Here is a 20,605-nt window from a genome sequence, read left to right on the forward strand (position 1 = left end):
AAAGAGGAGAATAATATTGAAATTTGATGCATTTTCTATCGGACAGGAATTCCACACGGAACCTGTCATGATAACAAAAGAGGACATTATTGCGTTCGGAGAGAAATATGATCCTCAATATTTCCATATTGATGAACAAGCTGCTGCAAACAGCCTGTTTGGCTCATTGATTGCGTCAGGATTTCATACGCTTGCCGTTGTCTGGTCAGAGTGGATTAAAATGGATATCCTTTCTGAAGATTGCCTTGGCGGTGTGGGAGCGGATGAAATCAGGTGGAAAAAACCAGTAAGAGCAAACGATTGGCTGGCAGGCCGATTTACTGTAGCAGCTAAAAAGATAGACTCCAATGGAAAACGCGGACTTCTGACATTGAAAATCATTATTAAGAATCAGCGGGATGAGGAAGTATTAACTTGCAGTACAAATGTATATGTGCAGGCTTAAATATAAGGGCTTACAGAATGCTTGATGGAAAGGGAGTTAGCTATGCGTGAAGCAGTAATTATTGAGGCAGTCAGGACGCCTGTTGGCAGAAGAAACGGATTATTAAGCGGAATACGGGCAGAGGAATTGGCTGCAAAGCCTTTAGAGGAAGTATTGAAACGGGCAGGTATTTCTGCAGAATTGGTGGAAGATGTTATTTTCGGCTGTGTATCGCAAGTTGGAGAGCAGGCTTTTGATATTGCTAGACAAGCAGCGTTGATTGCCGGTTTTCCAGTGGATGTTCCGGGCACAACAATTGATCGGCAGTGTGGTTCGAGTCAGCAAGCGGTTCATTTTGCTTCACAAGCGATTATTAGCGGTGATATGGATGTTGTGATTGCCGGTGGAATTGAAAGTATGTCGCGTGTGCCAATGGGATCCAATATGCAAGGCGTACAGCTTAGTGAAGCATTAACTTCAAAGTACGAGATCATTAATCAAGGCATATCCGCCGAGCGAGTCGCGGATAAATGGAATATAAGCCGTGAAGAAATGGATGAATTCTCATTGGAAAGCCATAGAAAGGCAATTAAGGCTCGTAAGGAAGGACGTTTTGTAGAAGAAATCATGCCGTTAGAGGTAGCACTTCCAGATGGGACAATGACTGTGATGAAAGATGATGAAGGTCCTAGAGAAAATACAAATCTCGAGAAACTTAGCGGGATTAAGCCGGCTTTTCGGGAGGACGGCAGCGTAACAGCGGGTAATTCCAGTCAAATCAGTGATGGCGCTGTTGCGATATTAATGATGTCGCGAGAGAAGGCCGTTGAACTTGGATTAAAGCCGAGATTTCGTGTAATTGCGCGAACTGTTGTAGGATCCGATCCGACACTCATGTTGACAGGACCCATTCCTGCAACAGAAAAAGTACTGCAAAAAGCGGCATTGACGCTTGGAGATATCGACATTTTCGAAGTCAATGAAGCGTTTGCATCGGTTCCGCTCGCCTGGCTTAAGGAATTTGATATCGATCCGGCAAAACTGAATCCAAATGGCGGTGCGATTGCGTTAGGCCACCCTCTTGGTGCAAGTGGCGGACGTCTGATGACCACCATGCTGCATGAATTGGAGAGAAGCAATGGACGGTATGGACTGCAGACCATGTGTGAAGGCCATGGGATGGCAAATGCGACCATTGTAGAGCGACTTGATTAGTAAATTGTAAGTTGCCTGTCGTTTTATCATTTTACTAGAGTGACAGTTACCTTATAATATTTGCGCAATTAATTTTGTCTGGAGGTGTTCGTGTGGTATTAACGTCTATTCGTGTTCTCGATTTAACCCGCCTGTTGCCGGGACCGTATTGTACGATGTTACTTGCAGATTTCGGCGCGGAAGTGATAAAAATAGAGGACCCAAAAATCGGTGATTATGCAAGAATGTACGAACCTAAATTAGACGAGGACAGTGCACTTTTTCATTCGCTCAATAGAAATAAGAAAAGTGTTTGCCTTGATTTAAAAACAGAAGAAGGTAAACACAATTTTATAAAAATGGTCGAGAACGCAGATATAGTGGTAGAGTCATTTCGTCCGGGGGTTATGGAACGACTCGGCTTGGGTTATCAAACGCTGAAACTAGTAAACCCACGCCTTATTTATTGTGCGGTGACAGGTTACGGGCAAACAGGTCCCTATAAAGATTTTCCAGGACATGATATTAATTATTTGAGTTTTGCCGGCCTGCTCAATTTGATGGGAGAAAAGGATGGGAAACCGATCGTACCTTCCACGCAAATAGCCGATATTGGCGGTGGGGCCCTGCCGGCAGCAGTAGGTATTTTATTAGCTTTATTTGAGAGAGAAAGATCAGGAAAAGGGCAGTTTGTCGACATCTCCATGTTGGATGGCGTGATTTCCTGGTTGCAGACGATCCTCCCGAACTATTTAGCCGACTCTGTGACGACCAAACGAGGAGAACAAATGTTGTCCGGCGGGCTTGCTGCTTACAGCATTTATGAAACAAAGGACGCGCGCTTCCTTTCTGTAGGGGCACTCGAGGAAAAATTTTGGCAAGCGTTTTGTCATGGGATAGGAAGAAGTGATTTTATCCCTCGTATATTGGCACCTCCCCACGAACAACATCGCCTAAAATACGAAATACAAACGATAATCTATCAAAAAACACTGGCTGAGTGGATGGAGATATTTGAGAATAAAGAAGCCTGTGTCACTCCAGTGTTAACACTGGAGGAAATGACAAGCGACCCTCAAATAATGGCGCGTGAAATGATTCAATCCATGAAACACGAAACTTTAGGAACGATAAAACAAATTGGTATTCCCATTAAACTTTCTGAGACACCTGGTGTAATTCGTTTCATAGCACCAAAACTGGGTGAACATACAGAAGAAATCTTGAAGGAAGTAAATGCCGCTCGAAAAAAAGTATAAGTACATTATATTTTTCTGGAGGAATGTTCATGGATATTGGGACTACTTTAGCGAGGAACGCACGTCGGACGCCGGATAAAGAAGCAATTTATTTTAAGGATCACGTATACACATATGGTCGATTGAATCGGGAAGTAAATAAACTTGCACATGGATTGATTGCAAGAGGAATTGAAAAAGGAGACAAAGTTGCACTTTTGATGAAAAATTCCGACATGTTCGTAATTGCATTTTATGCAGTTATGAAAGTCGGAGGTGTAGCTGTTCCAATTAATTTCCGATTGACCCAAGAGGAAGTTCGGTATATTCTGGATGACTCCGATGCGTCCGCTGTATTCTTTGATGAAGAGTATGCGATGTTAGTCAATCAGGCTGCTGCGGATAACCAAAAAGTTATATTTCAGGTTTCTGTCGGAGAAAAAGTAGTAGGTGAACAAATCAAAATGGCAGAAATACTGACAAAAAATGACGCGGACCCGCCTATTGAAGTGGATGAATCCGACGATGCAGAAATTTTATACACCTCTGGCACGACCGGACGTCCAAAAGGAGCTTTATTCGATCATCATCGGGTTCTTCATGTAGCGTTTTCTACCGCGATTATGATGAAAATTAGTCCTGATGATAATCTGCTGCACGTAGCGCCACTTTTCCACTCAGCTCAACTCAACTTATTTATGATTACTGGGACGTTTTTAGGAAGTACTCAGGTAATTCATCAGGAATTCGACCCGCGTCACGTACTCCAATCAATCGAAAAATATAAAATTAACATTTTCTTCGCCGTTCCAACCATGTACAATTATTTGCTTTTAGTTCCTGATAGAGAGAGTTTTGACCTAACATCCGTAAAGAGATGCGGGTATGGTGCAGCACCCATGCCGGTTGCCCTGTTGGAAAAGTCTATTGCCATGTTTAAGAATGATCAGTTTCATAACATGTGCGGCTTAACCGAGGCGGGTCCGGGAGGGATTATATTACCGCCTGAAAAACATAAGGATAAAATAGGTGCAGGCGGAAAAGCCATGCTGAATACAGAAGTAAGGGTAGTAAGCGATACAGGTGATGATGTACTGCCGGGTCAAGTAGGAGAATTCATTATCAAAAGTGAGATGGTGATGAAGGGGTATTATAAAAACCCTGAGGAAACAAGAAAAGCGCTTCGGGATGGCTGGCTGTATACCGGAGATCTTGCGTTAATAGATGAAGAAGGCTATATTACACTGGTAGACCGTAAGAAAGACATGATTATCTCTGGTGGCGAAAATGTTTATTCTACTGAGGTAGAACAGATTCTATATAAACATCCAAAATTATTGGATGCAGCAATTATTGGCTTGCCAGATGAGTTGTGGGGAGAAAAGGTTGTGGCAATCGTTGTTCCGAATGAAGGAGAAGTAGTGGATGAGGAGGAAATAAAAACTTTTTGCGGGCAACATCTCGCAAAGTATAAAGTTCCCACCCAAATTTTTGTGGAAAAACAGATTCCACGTAATGCATCAGGTAAGGTATTGAAATATCGAATCCGGGAAGCACTTTCCAATGGTAAACCGGTCATTAATTGAACCAGATTAAGAAAGGGATTTCAAATGATGAATAAGCGGCTAACGTTAGCGTCTTTAGAACCGGTTAAGGGAATACCCCTTAGCCGGTTTTACGTGTTTCTTACTGGCCTTGATTTATGTTAACAAACCGTCGAAAAGTTATACCTAATAATTCAAATTAGAAAAGAGCAATACGGCTGAATTAATGCTATACTTACAAAGTATAATTTACAAGCGAGTAGGTGAGCGATATAATAGAAGTGAAACGATCTCCTGTCAGTGACGGAGAATTCAACAGGGGAGTATTCGCAACATGCGACATCAAAAAAGGCCAGCTCTTGCACGAGGCGCCTGTCATTGCGTACCCGAATGAACAACACCAACATATTGAAAAAACAATACTTGCCGACTACGCTTTCGAATACGGAATGAATCATACGGCAATCCTTTTAGGTTATGGAATGTTATTCAACCATTCATATGAACCGAATGCAACGTACGACATTAACTTTGATCACCATACCTTTGATTTCTTTGCACACAAAGACATCAAAGCAGGTGAAGAAATTCTGATCAACTATAACGGTGATGTGGATGATCAAGAACAACTATGGTTTAATGAAGATTACGATGGAACTGCAAATGATTAATATTGGAACTTCGATTCTATACCTGAATCGAAGTTGTTAATCATTTTTATTACTGTGTCCTAGTAGCTCAGCTGGATAGAGCAACACCCTCCTAAGGTGTAGGTCGGGGGTTCAAATCCCTCCTGGGACGTAATTTAAATTAGTCGCGAACATTTTAGTTGTTGAATAAATTTTCTTTAAAAGAAGAGAGTAGGTGAACAAAGTGGGGAAATATCAATTGGATGCTAAAGGTCAGGCAGCTGTGACAAAGTATCATGAAAAACACAAGCCTGCCAAATTTGATAAAAAGCAACAACTTGAAAAAATACGTGCGGAGTATTTGGAAAAGAAGCAAAAACAAACAGATAAATAAAAGGAAGAAACATCTTCAAAATTATCAAAAATAGACCAACGGCAAAAGGCTATTTAAGAATTAGTGACGGTATAACACTTGTTTAAGTATTTAATATATTATAATTTAAAAGAGTGTATAGAGCAGATTCATGCGGTTGAAAAGCAAGAGAATAAGAGCAGCAATGAGGCGAGTAAACTAAGTGTTTATCTCGTTTTTTTATTTGTATTGTCAAAACTGAAATTGCCATTTGAGAACATCCGTTGAGCGTTCCTAAATTTGAACGAATCCCTTCTGAGAAGTCAAATAATACAAAAAAGAACGCTGATCCACTCAGCGTTCTTTTTTATATACCATTCACCATTACACAGCATGCGATCCTCTGCGTGTAAACAACCGAATAATCCAATTAAATAAAGGCTCGATCAAACGACGTTGCCAAATAATCAAAAATGCAACTACAAGTGCAATGAAAGCGCCCGTCAATACATCGGTAGGATAATGGACACCAACGAATATTCGTGACAATGCCATCAGTCCTGCAAACACTAGAAGCACAGCGCCCATTTTTCTGCGTTTCCAGAAGAGGGCAAGGGCTAGGGCAAAGGAACCGGCAGTGTGATTACTTGGAAATGAAGGGTCGGAATCTAATTTGTCTACTAACATGGTGACATCATGGTTGACGAAAGGTCGTGAGCGGAAAAACGACATCTCAATGACCTTATCAATCCCGATTGTGACCACGGCAATCGTAAAAGCAAACAGCACGATTTTTCGGTTTTCTGCACGGTTTCCGTGTTTCGTGAACCATAGCCAGACGAAAAACAATCCGAATAAAAGCGGACCGTATTTCGTGAAAAATACAACGGATTGATCCAGTATATTATTGTGACCGGCAAATTGATTGATTGCTTCAAAAATCTTAAAGTCTAAATTCATTTGTTTTAATCCTCACGTTCTGTTTCGATAAATCATCATTCTTCATCATTTTTATTTGACGCTAAAAAGTCTTTTAGGATTTCTTTATTTTCTTCGAGATTAATATCCAATACAGCGCCTACATTTACACGTTTATCGGTGTAGGAGCCTTCTACAGGTATGCGCAGCGTCTCCATTTCTTTGGATTTCCCACCTGTCACCATACCTTTGCCGATTGCAAACAATATTTTACTATCTATATTCGTATCGAGATAGGAATCGACCACGCCAAGTAGTTTTGGTAAATTTAAGAGGGTGTGGACACTGATGGCCTGTTCTTTTAGTTTAGACAACGCTTCTTGCTGACGCTCTACCCTGCCAAAATCGCTATGGATGTCATGTCGGAAACGGACATACGCAAGCAGCTGTTCACCATTAAGATGTTGTTCGCCTGGTTCCAGTGTCATACCGATACCGTGCGACATGGGATAGGGGATATCGACATGTATGCCGTCAGGTGTAATCACATCTACAATCTTCGTAAAACCCTCGAAATCGACGATTGCATAATATTGAACATCTATGTCGAAATTTTGCTTGATGGTTTTGCGGACTAATTCAGGACCACCAAGGAAAAATGCTGCATTTATTTTCTGCATTCCATATTCAGGAACCTCGACATATGTATCTCTCATAAGGGAGACTAGCTTTACTTTATTCGTATGTTGATCGTAATGGCCGATCATCAGGGCGTCTGATCGTGCATCTTCCTCATCCGCTCTGGCATCGTTACCGATTAGCAGTACGTTTATTTCACCAAACTGAGGATCCGCGCCTTCAAACGGTTCGAACTTCGTATTCAAATCCCCATTGCCGCTCGAATTGCTATTCAGTTCAGTGTGGACGTTGCTCGTCGTATCCCCATTTGCCAAAGATACTCCACTAGTATATTGATTCACAAAGTAGATAGCACCTGCTAGTAGTATGAACGCAAAAATCAGGAAAAAGTTCCTCTGATCCTTGCTTTTCTTCCTCCTTCTCTTGCTTCTCGTCTCCATCCTTATCACCTGCTAACTTGGTTATTAATTCTTATTTACTGTGCTGGAAGCAATCTGAACAGCGATCGCATCATCGATATAGCCAATTGCGAATAAATAATCCGGTATGGCATCGATCGGGGCAATGAAATATAATAATGCACTGCCAATAATAGCAATTTCTCGTTTACTTCCATTTTGAGCTTTGAACCTGCCGAATAAGTATTTTAGCTGATCCATGAATGGTCCCGTTCCGCCGGTGCTTTGGAGTTTCTCCTCAAAATCATTCAGAATACGATTCTTGCCTTCTGTCGTTTGTGAATCGTCTTTGTACTCTGCCAGTTGTTTTTCTACATTAGAAATGGAAATAGTGGCGGAGAGTTGATCAGATATATCCAAGAGGTGTTGTATGGTTTTATCGTCAGCAAACGTTGATTCTTTTTTGTTTTCTATAGAATAGCCTGCAGCTTCCAATAATTTCGACAACGGGATATCCAAAACAGATGAAAACTTCTCTAGATGATCAAGAGTCGCTTTACGTTTGTTGTTGATGATTCGAGAAATCGTAGCTGTGTCAATGTCCGTACGTTCACTTAGTTTGCGCATGGACAATGAATGTTTTTTTAAAGTATTTCGTAATAAATGCCCGATCGACAGTGTTTCAAATTCATTTGACATAAAACCAATCTCCTTTACAGAAAAACTGTAAGAAATTAAATGATCACCTAACGGCTTACATTGTAAAGAATTTTAAAGTAGTGTTGACAATTTGTCAACATGTGTAGAAAAATATTGCAGTTTGTTGAAAATGCAAATGAAATTCACTTGTTACTTTGCAGTAAGATTTCTTTTCATGAGATGTCAAATGTTTTTTCTGGTACGCTACAACATAGGATATAGAACTGTATAGAAAGGAATGGATAATTTGAAAGAAATGATAGCGAAATGCAGACAGATGGTTGAAATTATTTATAATAAATATGATGCGAGTCACGATCTAGATCATATTGATCGCGTGATGAAAAATGCAGAGAAGATCTTGCTTACTGAACCAACTGCTGATGAGCTCGTCGTTCGCTTAGCTGTTCTTTTGCATGACATAGAAGATGCGAAATATGAATCATTGCATGAGGCTACAACGGTAGAGATGCTCAAGCAAATTGGTGCTTCAGAGGACTTATCTGCGAACGTAATGTCTGCAATTGAAAGTGTGTCATTTAACGGAGGGCATTCGAAAGAGATTACTTCTATTGAAGGGGCTATTGTCAGAGATGCGGACCGGCTGGATGCAATCGGAGCAATCGGCATTGCGAGGGCATTTGCTTTTGGAGGGGCGCGGGGCAGAAAGTTATACGACTTAGAGGAAGAAGCTCGCAGGAGTATGTCGGCTTCTGAGTACCGTTCAAAAGAAACAGCTTCTGTTACGCATTTTCATGAAAAGTTGCTATTGCTTAAGGATTTGATGGTAACAGAAGAAGGAATCCGACTGGCGAAGGAACGACATGATTTTATGGTTTTATTTTTAAATGAATTGAAGAAGGAGATTGAGTAAAAAGAATAGTTTGAAATTCAATTCCTTTTCTGGTCTTCGTTTGGTAGAATAAAGAAAACAGCTTATTTTGTTCTATCCTGTGAAGAAAAAGGTGAGTACTTGGATAAAAATAATAGATTATTTATTATTACATTAATTGCAATTGTACTCTTTACATTGGGTGGTTTTGCAATGCAAAAAGGTTTTATTACATTTTAAGTGTCTTGTTTCATTCTTTAGAGTCCTATGGTCAGTTCATCGACCAAGGGCTTTTCAAGTTATTTTGACATCATGAAAGATATAAACGAAATACTCAATGAAGGAAGGAGGGAATCAGATGAATATATATCAAAAACAGCCTGCAGAAATAGCGTCTATTTTTGTTGGGAAACCAAAAGTGATAGGGCAGCAAAATGCAGATCATCCGATGGAACGTGAATGGAAAACCTCCATCTTTAAAGAGCCTTTTGACGGACAGATCTTTTTAGGGATGACCAATCTGGAAGGGGATGAGCAGGCGGATCTAAAACACCACGGGGGTCCTGAAAAAGCTGTGTTTTCCTATCCGTCCGAGCATTATCATTATTGGCAAAATAAGCTCGGAAATTCGGAAATCAAGCCGGGCGGCATGGGAGAAAATTTCTCTACTATTAATTTGCAGGAATCTGACGTTGCGATTGGTGATATCTATGAAGTTGGGGAAGCCGTGATACAGGTGTCCCAACCGCGTCAGCCATGCTGGAAGCCTGCCCGTAGATTCCAAATACAAAATCTGGCTATACTTCTGCAAAACTCAGGCCGCACGGGTTGGTATTATCGTGTTCTTCAGGAGGGCTTTGTCGAGGCGGGTCAGACATTTCAACTGAGAGATCGTGTCGCCCCAGAATGGACAATTGAAAAATGTAATCAGGTCATGCATATAGAGCGAGAAAACTTCGAAAAAGCAGCTGCACTTGCAGCAGTTTCTGAGCTTGCGACCAATTGGAAAAAGACGTTGCTGAATCGAATTGAAATGAGAAAGGCTGAGGATATTCATAATCGAGTGTTCGGTCCTAATGTCGAGTGATATTCCTCGTATTTACTTTGCATAATCTACAACAGTTCAATATAGTAAGCAATCCAAGCTGAAAACTTTTTTGTGTTCAGCTTTTTTTGTTGCAATAGATTTAACGTTGCTGTTTTTTTAACCGTTCTACTTCTTTCATCAAATATTCAATTTGCTGTTGCATCTCCAATTTATCCGGATCATTCGCTGATTCAGGTCCTTTTGAAATTTGCTGTAGTGCTAAGTAGGCGGAAAACGTGGTCAGTGCATCGCCAAGAAACCCGAAAGCTTCACCAAGAAAAGCGATTTCCGCAATTTGTTTATCGCTAACACCCTCGTTTTGAAAGAAGTCATTATCCACCCAAACAACCTCCCTTATCCTTTTATCTATTATATGAAAAGCCAGCTAATTGAGTTCGAAATAGAAGTGCTATAGTACATACTAGTTATGCTGAAACTGCATAAAACTCGACTTGAAAGGGCAGGCTTTTTGCATGTCCGTTGTTCGGGTGTTTAGAAAGCAGATTTTGGGTATACGTTTTAAATAGTATGACTCTTTGAAAGGGCGGAGTATAGTGGCTTTAAATGTTACACAAAAGCTAATTAAATCACATTTAATTTCCGGGGAAATGAAACACGGAGAAGAGATTGGATTGAAGATTGACCAGACACTTACACAAGATGCAACCGGTACAATGGTGATGTTAGAGCTGGAGGCAATGGGTGTAAAGCGTGCACAGACAGAAGCATCCGCCCAATATGTAGACCACAATGTCATTCAAGTAGACAACAAGAATGCGGATGATCACTTATTTTTGCAGAGCGCCACACAGCGATTTGGATTGTATTATAGCCGACCTGGCAATGGAGTTAGCCACCCTGTACACATGCAACGGCTTGCAAAACCTGGGAAGACCTTGCTGGGTTCGGATAGTCACACTTGCGCGAACGGTTGTATGGGGATGCTGGCGATGGGTGCAGGCGGTTTGGATGTCGCGCTGGCGATCGCCGGCAAACCCATTTATATTAAAATGCCACAAGTATGGGGTGTGAGATTGACTGGTGAATTACCTGATTGGGTAAGTGCCAAAGATGTCATACTGGAAATGTTAAGGCGTTATGATGTCAAAGGCGGCGTAGGTAAGATCATTGAATATTATGGCCCGGGGTTGAACCATCTAAGTGCCATGGATCGGCATGTGATTGCCAATATGGGGGCTGAATTAGGTGCCACCACGACTGTCTTCCCATCAGATGAAGAGATAAAACATTTTCTAAAGACTCAGGGGAGAGAAGAAGATTGGACAGAACTTACAGCGGATAAAGGCGCAACTTATGACTTGAATGAAGAAATTAATTTATCAGAACTCGTTCCCTTAATCGCTAAGCCTTCAAGCCCCGGAAATGTTGTTCCTGTATCTGAAGTTGCCGGTACACCCATTTATCAATCATATCTCGGTTCCTCGGCAAATCCGGGTTATCGTGATTTTGCTATCGTATCTGAAATTGTTAAAGGGAAAAGGGCGAAACAAGGTGTTTCTTTCGATGTTAACCCAACTTCCAGACAACTCCTAACTGATTTAGTTAAAGAAGGGCATATCGCCAATCTTCTTCAAGCGGACGCACGGTTGCACCAAGCTGGCTGTAATGGCTGTATCGGTATGGGACAAGCCCCAGCGACTGGGCGGAATAGCTTACGGACAACACCGCGGAACTTCCCGGGCAGATCGGGAACACTCGAGGATAGCGTGTTTTTGTGTAGTCCGGAAACAGCTGCAGCATCCGTTCTGAATGGAGAAATTACAGATCCGAGAACTTTGGGTATGCCGTATCCGCTAGTAAAAGACCCGGAAACGCCTACCGTGGATACGAAACTATTGACAGAACCATTGCCATATGAGGAAGCTCGAAAAGTGGAACTATACAAGGGACCGAATATCGCGTTGATTCCGGAGATGGATGAATTAAAAGACGAACTTGAAATTCCAATATTGCTAAAGATGAATGATAATATTTCAACCGATGAAATCCTCGCAGGAGGAGCGCGTGTCTTGCCTTATCGGAGTAATCTTCCTGAAATCAGTAAATTTGCATTTGAGATAATCGACCGTACCTATTACTCGCGAGCCAAAGCAAGTACTTTGGAAGGCGGACATGCCATTGTCGCAGGTTCTAACTATGGGCAAGGATCAAGTCGGGAACATGCCGCTCTTGCACCGAGATATCTTGGTCTACGGGTAGCATTAGTAAAAGATTTTGCCCGTATACATTGGCAAAACTTAGTTAATTTTGGTGTTCTTCCATTAACCTTTGTCGATCCAGATGATTATAAGTTGTTAGAAAATGGAGACGTTCTTCAACTTAGTAATTTACGTGAAGCGGTGAAGAGTGCAAAAGAATTTCCGATTGCTATAAAAGGGAAAAATCGTCAAATTCTTGTTCGACACAGCATGTCGGAGAGGCAAATTGATGTCATGCTCGAAGGTGGCATGATTAATTGGGCAAAAGCTCGACAAGATGAGACGCATGTTTAATTAAAGAGGGGGTATTATAAAATGGTTGATCGAGAAAGTACATGTAAGGCATGTGAAGGTGCAGGAATGTTAGCGGACGATGAAGGTTGGCAATATGCCTGCAGTGTCTGCCGAGGTAAAGGAATTCTTCACTCTGCTGTTTCTGCAGAGGAAGCAAAAGTCATGGAAGTAGACCACAACAACCGATTGTTAGATTAATGGACAGGAGGCTACAATAATGGAAAGAAGTTCATCAACTGAGCGTTTTCAACCGGTTACTTCAGAAAAGAGTAATCAAGGTGTAGAGGTAACGCCTGACCTGTATTGTCATACGATACAAATTGTGAACATCATCTTTTATGGTAAACCTGACGAGGGAGATTGGGTCCTGATTGACGCAGGAATGCCTAAATCCGGGAAAAAAATTGTGGAAGCCGCAGTTGCGCGGTTTGGTTCTCACCGACCTCCAAAAGCGATTATCATGACACATGCACATTTCGACCATGTGGGTGGATTGATTGATGTATTGGAGGAATGGAAAGACGTCCCGGTTTACGCCCACGAGCTTGAAATGCCTTATATTACGGGTAAGCAAGACTATCCACAACCTGATACTTTGGTAGAAGGTGGCATGGTAGCCAAAATGTCTTTTATGTTTCCAATCGAAGCCGTAGATATTGGAGAACGGGCGCATGTCTTACCAACTGATCATTCTGTACCGTTCATGCCGGGATGGAAATGGATCCATACGCCGGGTCACTCAACAGGACATGTATCACTATTTAGAGAATCAGATCATGCGCTGATTGCAGGAGATGCATTCGTTACAGTGAAACAGGATTCACTTTACAAAGTGTTTACCCAAGAACTGGAGATGAACGGTCCACCACGCTATTTGACTCCCGATTGGGAAAGTGCAGAACAATCAGTCAAGTCATTGGCTGCTCTCAAACCAGAAATTGCGATTACAGGTCATGGCGTACCGGTTACGGATGCTTCATGGCTGCAAATAGAATTAGACAACTTAGCCAATCGGTTTAAAAATGTAGCTGTGCCCAATTATGGTAAATTTGTCGATGAATAATTGAAAAGCTTATCTGCAGACAGGATGTACTGCAGATAAGCTTTTTGGTTTGAAAACAAGAAAACCTTGAATTGACGAACTATTAAAACAACAGTAGTATAGTTAATGAAAGCGAATACATTCAGTTTGTATATAGATAAGCTACAGAGGGAGGAATCGGGATGGCGATAGAAGGAACAATACTTTGGAAACCAAGTGAATCCTACAAAGAACAAGCGAACATTACACACTATATGAATTGGTTGCAGGAAGAGAGAGGATTAGAGGTCTCTGACTATAACTCACTATGGCAATGGTCTGTAAATGAACTAGAGGATTTTTGGGAATCGATATGGAACTACTTCGCTATTGATTCAGCTTCTCCTTATAAACAAGTACTAGACACGAAGAGAATGCCGGGCGCTAACTGGTTTTCGGGATCAACACTAAATTACGTGGAGCATATTTTCCGACAGGGCGCTAATGAGAAAACTGCGATTTTTCATGAATCTGAAATTCGTCCGCTCGGAGAAATGTCATGGGGGACATTTAAAGAGCAAGTCGTGACCTTAGCGACGAAATTACGAGAGATTGGGGTCAAACCTGGAGATTGTGTAGCTGCCTACTTGCCGAATATACCGGAAACCGTTGTAGCAATGATGGCTACAATGAGCATCGGTGCGATCTGGTCAAGTTGTTCACCGGATTTTGGCAGCAGAAGTGTGCTGGATCGCCTTCAGCAAATCGAACCGAAGCTATTGTTGACGATCGATGGGTATCAGTATGCTGGTAAAACCTTTGATCGGCGTGAAGAGATTCGTGACATTGTAAAGCGTTTGCCAAGTGTTCAGCATGTGATTCATGTACCATATTTATATGCAGAAGAACAGGTAGGACCTACGAAAGATGCGTTAATCTGGAATGATGTGATCAATGAGCCCGCAGCAGTCTCGGTAGCCCAATTTACATTTGAAAAAGTGCCATTTGACCACCCTCTGCAAATTATGTACTCATCCGGCACGACAGGAATTCCAAAAGCGATTGTGCATAGTCATGGCGGAATTTTATTGGAATCATATAAGATTTTAACCTTCCATGCAAACTTGACTCCGGATAGCCGCTTGCTCTTTTATACAACGACAGGGTGGATGATGTTCAATATATTAACGAGTGGATTGCTTACAGGTTCGTCTATCATCCTGTATGATGGGAATCCGGCTTATCCATCGATCGGAAAGTTGTGGGAGTTAGCAGAAAAGACGAAAGCTACTGTCTTTGGTGCCAGCCCGATGTACATTAATTTAATGAAGAAAGCAGGCCTAACGCCAAAAGAGCAATATGATATTTCGGCTATTGATTCCATTATATTAAGCGGCGCGCCGGCAAGTCCAGATGTCTTTGAGTGGATTTATCAGAATGTGAAAGACGATTTATGGCTTTCCTCTCAAAGTGGGGGTACCGATATTTGTTCGGGGTTCGTGTCGGGTGTACCGACAGAGCCGGTATACGCGGGAGAAATGCAAGTCCGCGGCCTTGGCGTAGATGTCCACGCATTCTCCGAAGCAGGAGTTCCTGTCGTGGATGAAGTTGGGGAATTAGTTGTACTGCAGCCGATGCCGTCCATGCCGATTTATTTTTGGAATGATGAACAAAATGAGCGGCTTCTGGAAAGCTACTTTGACACGTATGAGGGAATTTGGCGGCAAGGAGATAATTTGAAGATAACTTCGCGGGGTACTTGCGTAATTTACGGTCGGTCCGACTCTGTATTAAACCGCAACGGGGTCAGGATGGGGACAAGTGAAATTTACGCGTCGGTAGAATCACTCGAAGGAATCCAAGATAGCATTATTGTGAATTTAGATTTACCGGATAGCCGATCGTATATGCCATTATTTATCGTGGTAAAAGAAGGGGTTTTATTCGACGAAGAATTAAAGTCGAGAATTAATAAAAAGATAAGAGAAGGTGTTTCGCCGAAGCACGTACCGGACGCTATTTTTCCAATCCAGCAAGTACCTTATACACTTACCGGAAAAAAGATGGAAGTGCCTATACGAAAAATAATTACGGGGATTCCAGTAGAGCAAGCAGCAAACCCGGATGCTATGGCGAATCCAGGGGCGCTTGATTATTTCGTTCGCTTCTCTGAAACCTTGAACGCACCTGTTGAAGGATGAACCGATAAAAGAGCTGAAGTCTTTATGATTTCAGCTCTTTTCTATATGATTAAAAGCTGTTTTCACGATTTGCTTAGTATGAAAGGGACTAGCTGACGCATAGCAATGTATTAAGAGAAAAGGAGAGTGATGGAAATGTATAATGCGTCTTATCATGATCAGCAAAGCCGTTCCATAACTGTTTGGGGGGAAGGGGCGGTGAAGGTAACTCCCGACACCGTTCATATTATTATGATGGTCAATTCGAGAGGAAATGAATTAAATGAAATTCAGCAAGAAAATGCGGATCGGATGAACAATGTCATCAGCTCATTGGTCGCTATGGGCGTCCCGGAATCCTCTATCCAAACGATCGATTATCAGATTCATCCTGTCTATGATTACGTGGATGGCGTACAAATCTTCAAAGGTTATGAAGTCGTCAATACAATACGCGTTACAATCAGTGAAATTTCACGTGTAGGTGAAGTGGTGGACACTGCTGTTTCGAATGGTGTGAACCAAATTGGCTCAATCCAATTTACGATCCAAGATCAAAGCGAATACTATCAAAAAGCTCTTGCGCAGGCACTGCAAGACGCCGAAACAAAGATGGTGACGATCGGTTCTTCGCTAAAGCTGCCCAATCGACCAATTCCAGTGAAAATTGAAGAACAACATGTTGCACAGCCGGTTGCCTTTCGTGCTGTTACGATGGCGGAAGCAGGGGGGACGCCGATTGAGTCGGGAACGATTACGGTGAGTGCTAGTTTGAAGGTTAGATATCAAATGGTTTGAGAGTAAAAAAACATAGTATTTTGCTTTATTGGTCTGACAATTTAATTGTTAGATATATCCGTTAATCATTTAATCCGACGACAGCCCCCAACTGGAATCCTAATCTGCCCCTGTGCTATAGTAAAGTTAAAAGGCAGGTGAATGGATTGCGGAAAAAACCTAAACGAGTAATCCAGAAGGGGAATGTCGTAGTATTCCCAGGCACCTTGGAACGATTGCATAGAGAAGGAAGAGAAGCGATGGAGCGGGATCTTCATGTCGAAGCCATCGAGCACTTTGAGACGATCCTTGATATTGATCCCGAAGAAACTTCCATTCTTGACTTGCTGGCCATTTCGTTATACGAGACGAAGGATTTTGAACGTGCTAAGGAATATGCGCTTCTTGCTATGCAAAATCAATCGGGTGATTACATAGAAATATTGGAATTGTATTTATCGATTTCAATTCAACTGCGGCAGTATGAAGAAGTTGAGTTGACGATACAAGGTTTAATGGAAAAACAGATGATTCCACAAGACAGCATAAGGAAATTTCAATATTTGCGGGAATTAAATAATCGATTAGCTAATCGTTATATAGAAGATTCTACGCTTGAAGAACCTGCCATGGAGCTTGACGATTTTCTTCAAATGACAGCTCATGAACAGCAAGATTTTCTTTTGTCCTTGCAGAATCAACAACTGAAACCGTTTGTGCCTTTGTTGGTTGAACTTGTTCAGTATGAAGACAGTCTTCCCGTTGTAAAGACCTATGCGCTTCTTTTGCTGCAGCAAAATGGTGTGGAAGAAAGACTATATATAAGGAAGTATCATTTTGAGACAGAGACGATTCCGACAAGGCTTGTGTCGCCTGAGGATGATTTATTTATCAATGAAGTACAGTTTATTGCGAAATCACGATTTGAAAAAGATCCGACGGCCAGCGAGTTGGCGATGAATTTAATATTGAAGTACGGTATTATGCTTTATCCCTTTCATTGGGGTCCTTATACAGCAGAAGAAGTGGCAGAGGCATATGTCGCCTACACCAAACATTTATTGTATGGAAAAACGGTAGATGAAACTTCCCTGCTCCAATTCATCCGCTCTGTCGATGAAGAAATGGACGGCTGATGAGGAAATTTTGTTGAAAGATGATTAGACTATGTTATACTAAAATGGTTGTCAACTGCTTATCTGTCTCCACTGTAATTTTCGCTAAATAGCATGGCGGGGAACAATCTATTAGTGGTGTCCAGATAAAGCCTTCGAACGGTGTCACAGAGTTTTTTCAAGTGCTACTGAAAAAGTTTCGGACGCAATCACGCGGAGGTATAATTGATTAAAATAAAAGAAATAAAAGTTGTGTAAATGATTTGGAGGTCAGACATATGACAGTTAAATGGGAAAAATTAGAAGGCAGTGAAGGGAAACTTACGTTTGAAGTTTCTGTCGAACGGTTCAACCAAGGAATGGACGAAGCGTTTAAAAAAGTAGTAAAGAAAGTACAAGCACCAGGTTTCCGTAAAGGAAAAATGCCACGTAAGATGTTTGATAAAATGTATGGTGAAGAAGCACTTTACAACGATGCAATTGATATCGTGCTACCTGAAGCATATTCAAAAGCAGTTGAAGAAGCTGACGTTGAGCCAATCGCAGCTCCTGAAATTGATATTGAAAAGCTAGAAAAAGGCGAGCCGGTTATTTTCACAGCAGTTATCGCTTTGAAACCAGAAGTGAAATTGGGTGAATATAAAGGACTTGAAGTGACTCGTCAATCTACTGAAGTTACAGATGAAGAAGTAGACGCTCAACTACAACAAGGCCGCGAAGGACTTGCGGAAATGGTAGTTAAAGAAGATGGCGCTGCAGAAAACGGCGACACGGCTACAATCGATTTCGAAGGCTTTGCAAATGGTGAAGCGTTTGAAGGCGGAAAATCTGAGAACTATGATCTTGAAATCGGATCTGGATCTTTCATTCCAGGATTTGAAGAACAAGTGGTCGGTATGAAAGCAGGAGAAGAAAAAGATATCGAAATCACTTTCCCTGAAGAGTACCATGCAGCTGAATTAGCTGGACAACCTGCTACATTCAAAGTGAAAGTTCATGAAATCAAAGCGAAAGAAGTTCCTGAGCTTGACGATGAACTAGCAAAAGAAATCGACGAGAGCGTTTCTTCAGTAGAAGAACTGCGCACGAAGCTTAAAGAAGAAGCAGAAGAAGTGAAAAAGAACGATTCTGAAACTGCGCTTCGCGACGATCTAGTTGAGCAAGCAGCAAGCAATGCAGAAATGGAAATTCCACAAGCGATGATCGATTCTGAAACAGATCGCATGATGCAAGATTTCGAACAACGTTTACAAATGCAAGGCATGAATCTTGAGCTTTACTTCCAATTCTCTGGTCAAGACGAGCAAACTCTTCGCGACCAAATGAAAGACGACGCATTAAGCCGCGTTCGCGTTTCATTGACACTTGAAGCAATTGGTGAAGCAGAAAAAGTGGAAGTAACAGAAGAAGAAGTCAATGCAGAACTTGAAAAAATGTCAGAGCAATTCGGCATGGAAGTAGAACAAATCAAGGCAACTCTTGGTGGCACTTCTGTACTTGAAAATGACCTTCGTTTCAACAAAACAGTTCAATTGCTTGTAGACAACGCAAAAATCGTTGACTAATCCAGCCATAAAACTAAAACAAGGTACGGTTTACCGTGCCTTGTTTTTCGTAAATAAAGGTAGGTATGCATAGTCTGCACAAATATCCATAAGCTATCAAGGAAACCGAATACATATTTGTCTTGGAGTTCTAAATAGTTGATTAAGTCATGGTAATCTTGTAGTATATTCACTTGAATAGGGGTGAGCATAATGTTCAAATTTAATGATGAAAACGATAACCTAAGCTGTTCTTTTTGCGGTAAATCACAAGATCAAGTCCGTAAATTAGTGGCAGGTCAAGGTGTTTATATTTGTGATGAATGCGTTGAACTTTGTGCGGAAATCGTGGAAGAGGAAGTTGGTCTTGAAGAAGACTTCGAACTGAAAGACGTTCCAAAACCAAGAGAGATCCAAAGCATTCTCGATGAATATATCATCGGGCAAGATCGCGCAAAGAAATCACTCGCTGTAGCTGTATACAATCACTACAAACGTGTAAATTCAGGAAGTAAAATCGATGATGTCGAACTGGCAAAATCGAATATTGTATTAATCGGACCAACGGGTAGCGGTAAAACGTTACTTGCTCAAACATTGGCTCGAATCTTGGACGTTCCATTCGCGATTGCGGATGCGACTTCTCTGACAGAAGCAGGTTATGTTGGTGAAGACGTAGAGAATATCCTTTTGAAATTGATTCAAGCGGCGGACTTCGATATTGAAAAAGCTGAAAAAGGAATTATTTATATCGATGAAATCGATAAAGTAGCTCGTAAGTCTGAGAATGCTTCCATCACACGTGATGTATCGGGTGAAGGTGTTCAACAAGCATTGCTGAAAATCTTGGAAGGAACTGTCGCGAGCGTGCCACCACAAGGCGGACGTAAGCATCCACACCAAGAGTTCCTACAAATCGATACGACGAATATTCTGTTCGTAGTCGGCGGTGCGTTTGACGGCATTGAAGATATCGTCAAGCGTAGAATTGGACGTAAAGTCATTGGCTTTGGTTCCAACCCGAACAAAGAAATTAGTGAAGATGAGAGCTTGTTGTCTAGATTGATTCCAGAAGACTTGCAGCAATACGGCTTAATTCCGGAATTCATCGGTCGTTTGCCTGTTATCGCTACATTGGACGCACTGGATGTAGACACGCTCTATCAAATCCTCACTGTTCCAAAAAATGCAATCGTCAAACAATACCAAAAGATGGTAGAACTTGATGAAGTAGAGCTTCGTTTCGAAGAAGAAGCTTTACGTGAGATCGCGAAAGAAGCCATTGCACGTAAAACAGGTGCTCGTGGATTGCGTTCGATTATCGAGAATATCATGCTCGATGTCATGTATGAGTTGCCTTCACTTGATGAAGTGAAGGAATGTCTCATTACAAAGGATTCCGTCCTAGGAAAAGCTTCTCCAATTTTATATAAAGCTGATGGAACCGTATTTGACATCGATCAAGAAAAAAATACGGCATAACGCCGATATTGGCAAAAAG

20 protein-coding genes and 1 tRNA gene are annotated in these 20,605 nt (G+C 41.6%); 17 read left to right on the forward strand and 4 right to left on the reverse strand.

The annotated features are described in order from the left end of the window. Positions 1–16 precede the first annotated feature (16 nt). The 7 genes from H7J92_RS08720 (at position 17) to H7J92_RS08750 (ending at position 5,423) form a co-directional block, all read left to right on the forward strand. Positions 17–445, forward strand: coding sequence for a MaoC/PaaZ C-terminal domain-containing protein (locus H7J92_RS08720; RefSeq protein WP_078816812.1), 429 nt, complete (start codon positions 17–19; stop codon positions 443–445). A gap of 42 nt (positions 446–487) precedes the next feature. After that, positions 488–1,639: a thiolase family protein gene (locus H7J92_RS08725; protein WP_040759217.1), complete on the forward strand. Its 1,152-nt coding sequence runs from the start codon at positions 488–490 to the stop codon at positions 1,637–1,639. Between the two features lie 92 nt (positions 1,640–1,731). Then, a complete protein-coding gene (locus H7J92_RS08730; RefSeq protein ID WP_078816811.1) occupies positions 1,732–2,877 on the forward strand; it encodes a CaiB/BaiF CoA transferase family protein in 1,146 nt (381 codons plus the stop codon). Positions 2,878–2,906: 29 nt separating this feature from the next. Then, on the forward strand, positions 2,907–4,442 hold the full coding sequence (locus H7J92_RS08735) for a class I adenylate-forming enzyme family protein (protein ID WP_246602678.1): 1,536 nt from the start codon (positions 2,907–2,909) through the stop codon (positions 4,440–4,442). 230 nt (positions 4,443–4,672) lie between these two features. Then, positions 4,673–5,071, forward strand: coding sequence for an SET domain-containing protein (locus H7J92_RS08740; protein ID WP_040759608.1), 399 nt, complete (start codon positions 4,673–4,675; stop codon positions 5,069–5,071). 56 nt (positions 5,072–5,127) lie between these two features. Further along, a tRNA-Arg gene (locus H7J92_RS08745) sits at positions 5,128–5,201 on the forward strand. A 72-nt stretch (positions 5,202–5,273) separates the two neighbouring features. Then, the gene (locus H7J92_RS08750; RefSeq protein ID WP_176132480.1) at positions 5,274–5,423 is read left to right on the forward strand and encodes a hypothetical protein; all 150 of its coding nucleotides are present in this window, start codon (positions 5,274–5,276) and stop codon (positions 5,421–5,423) included. A gap of 342 nt (positions 5,424–5,765) precedes the next feature. On the opposite strand, the gene H7J92_RS08755 is transcribed toward H7J92_RS08750, so the two are convergent. Genes H7J92_RS08755 through H7J92_RS08765 form a run of 3 tightly spaced genes read right to left on the reverse strand, consistent with a single transcriptional unit; the run spans position 5,766 to position 8,035 of the window. Next, a complete protein-coding gene (locus H7J92_RS08755) occupies positions 5,766–6,341 on the reverse strand; it encodes a phosphatase PAP2 family protein (RefSeq protein ID WP_078816809.1) in 576 nt (191 codons plus the stop codon). A gap of 35 nt (positions 6,342–6,376) precedes the next feature. Further along, entirely contained in the window at positions 6,377–7,378 is a 1,002-nt protein-coding gene (locus H7J92_RS08760) for an LCP family protein (protein WP_221836521.1), read from the reverse strand. Positions 7,379–7,402: 24 nt separating this feature from the next. Next, on the reverse strand, positions 7,403–8,035 hold the full coding sequence (locus tag H7J92_RS08765; protein ID WP_078816807.1) for a DUF1232 domain-containing protein: 633 nt from the start codon (positions 8,033–8,035) through the stop codon (positions 7,403–7,405). 238 nt (positions 8,036–8,273) lie between these two features. Between H7J92_RS08765 and H7J92_RS08770 the strand changes: the two genes are divergently transcribed. Both H7J92_RS08770 and H7J92_RS08775 read left to right on the forward strand, forming a co-directional pair. Continuing rightward, positions 8,274–8,909, forward strand: a complete 636-nt coding sequence (locus tag H7J92_RS08770; RefSeq protein WP_009497532.1) for an HD domain-containing protein — start codon at positions 8,274–8,276, stop codon at positions 8,907–8,909. Positions 8,910–9,225: 316 nt separating this feature from the next. Next, positions 9,226–9,954, forward strand: a complete 729-nt coding sequence (locus H7J92_RS08775; protein ID WP_245799433.1) for an MOSC domain-containing protein — start codon at positions 9,226–9,228, stop codon at positions 9,952–9,954. 100 nt (positions 9,955–10,054) lie between these two features. On the opposite strand, the gene H7J92_RS08780 is transcribed toward H7J92_RS08775, so the two are convergent. Beyond that, positions 10,055–10,294 (reverse strand): hypothetical protein, encoded by a 240-nt coding sequence (locus H7J92_RS08780; RefSeq protein ID WP_009497530.1) that lies wholly within the window; start codon positions 10,292–10,294, stop codon positions 10,055–10,057. Between the two features lie 214 nt (positions 10,295–10,508). On the opposite strand from H7J92_RS08780, the gene H7J92_RS08785 reads away from it, so the two are divergent. The 8 genes from H7J92_RS08785 to clpX all read left to right on the forward strand — a co-directional run bounded on the left by H7J92_RS08785 (position 10,509) and on the right by clpX (position 20,586). Continuing rightward, entirely contained in the window at positions 10,509–12,467 is a 1,959-nt protein-coding gene (locus H7J92_RS08785; RefSeq protein ID WP_009497529.1) for an aconitate hydratase, read from the forward strand. Positions 12,468–12,488: 21 nt separating this feature from the next. Continuing rightward, positions 12,489–12,665 carry a hypothetical protein gene (locus H7J92_RS08790; RefSeq protein ID WP_009497528.1) on the forward strand — a complete coding sequence of 59 codons (177 nt, stop codon included), beginning with the start codon at positions 12,489–12,491 and terminating at the stop codon, positions 12,663–12,665. A gap of 19 nt (positions 12,666–12,684) precedes the next feature. Then, a complete protein-coding gene (locus H7J92_RS08795) occupies positions 12,685–13,530 on the forward strand; it encodes an MBL fold metallo-hydrolase (RefSeq protein ID WP_009497527.1) in 846 nt (281 codons plus the stop codon). Between the two features lie 161 nt (positions 13,531–13,691). After that, positions 13,692–15,689 carry an acetoacetate--CoA ligase gene (locus H7J92_RS08800; RefSeq protein WP_221836523.1) on the forward strand — a complete coding sequence of 666 codons (1,998 nt, stop codon included), beginning with the start codon at positions 13,692–13,694 and terminating at the stop codon, positions 15,687–15,689. Between the two features lie 135 nt (positions 15,690–15,824). Beyond that, on the forward strand, positions 15,825–16,466 hold the full coding sequence (locus H7J92_RS08805; RefSeq protein ID WP_221836525.1) for an SIMPL domain-containing protein: 642 nt from the start codon (positions 15,825–15,827) through the stop codon (positions 16,464–16,466). Between the two features lie 146 nt (positions 16,467–16,612). Next, positions 16,613–17,581: a hypothetical protein gene (locus H7J92_RS08810; protein ID WP_221836527.1), complete on the forward strand. Its 969-nt coding sequence runs from the start codon at positions 16,613–16,615 to the stop codon at positions 17,579–17,581. A 257-nt stretch (positions 17,582–17,838) separates the two neighbouring features. After that, entirely contained in the window at positions 17,839–19,125 is a 1,287-nt protein-coding gene (tig, locus tag H7J92_RS08815; protein ID WP_221836530.1) for a trigger factor, read from the forward strand. A 192-nt stretch (positions 19,126–19,317) separates the two neighbouring features. Then, positions 19,318–20,586 (forward strand): ATP-dependent protease ATP-binding subunit ClpX, encoded by a 1,269-nt coding sequence (gene clpX / locus H7J92_RS08820; protein WP_078816792.1) that lies wholly within the window; start codon positions 19,318–19,320, stop codon positions 20,584–20,586. The last annotated feature ends 19 nt before the right edge of the window (positions 20,587–20,605 follow it).

The organism is Sporosarcina aquimarina (assembly GCF_019748715.1).
In the GTDB taxonomy this organism is placed as follows: domain Bacteria; phylum Bacillota; class Bacilli; order Bacillales_A; family Planococcaceae; genus Sporosarcina; species Sporosarcina newyorkensis.

Coding starts and splice junctions, on each gene's coding strand:
- H7J92_RS08725 (WP_040759217.1), top strand. CDS start 488: ATGCGTGAAGCAGTAATTATTGAGGCAGTCAGGACGCCTGTTGGCAGA.
- H7J92_RS08735 (WP_246602678.1), top strand. CDS start 2,907: ATGGATATTGGGACTACTTTAGCGAGGAACGCACGTCGGACGCCGGAT.
- H7J92_RS08755 (WP_078816809.1), bottom strand. CDS start 6,341: ATGAATTTAGACTTTAAGATTTTTGAAGCAATCAATCAATTTGCCGGT.
- H7J92_RS08760 (WP_221836521.1), bottom strand. CDS start 7,378: ATGGAGACGAGAAGCAAGAGAAGGAGGAAGAAAAGCAAGGATCAGAGG.
- H7J92_RS08765 (WP_078816807.1), bottom strand. CDS start 8,035: ATGTCAAATGAATTTGAAACACTGTCGATCGGGCATTTATTACGAAAT.
- H7J92_RS08770 (WP_009497532.1), top strand. CDS start 8,274: ATGGATAATTTGAAAGAAATGATAGCGAAATGCAGACAGATGGTTGAA.
- H7J92_RS08775 (WP_245799433.1), top strand. CDS start 9,226: ATGAATATATATCAAAAACAGCCTGCAGAAATAGCGTCTATTTTTGTT.
- H7J92_RS08790 (WP_009497528.1), top strand. CDS start 12,489: ATGGTTGATCGAGAAAGTACATGTAAGGCATGTGAAGGTGCAGGAATG.
- H7J92_RS08795 (WP_009497527.1), top strand. CDS start 12,685: ATGGAAAGAAGTTCATCAACTGAGCGTTTTCAACCGGTTACTTCAGAA.
- H7J92_RS08800 (WP_221836523.1), top strand. CDS start 13,692: ATGGCGATAGAAGGAACAATACTTTGGAAACCAAGTGAATCCTACAAA.
- H7J92_RS08805 (WP_221836525.1), top strand. CDS start 15,825: ATGTATAATGCGTCTTATCATGATCAGCAAAGCCGTTCCATAACTGTT.
- tig (WP_221836530.1), top strand. CDS start 17,839: ATGACAGTTAAATGGGAAAAATTAGAAGGCAGTGAAGGGAAACTTACG.
- clpX (WP_078816792.1), top strand. CDS start 19,318: ATGTTCAAATTTAATGATGAAAACGATAACCTAAGCTGTTCTTTTTGC.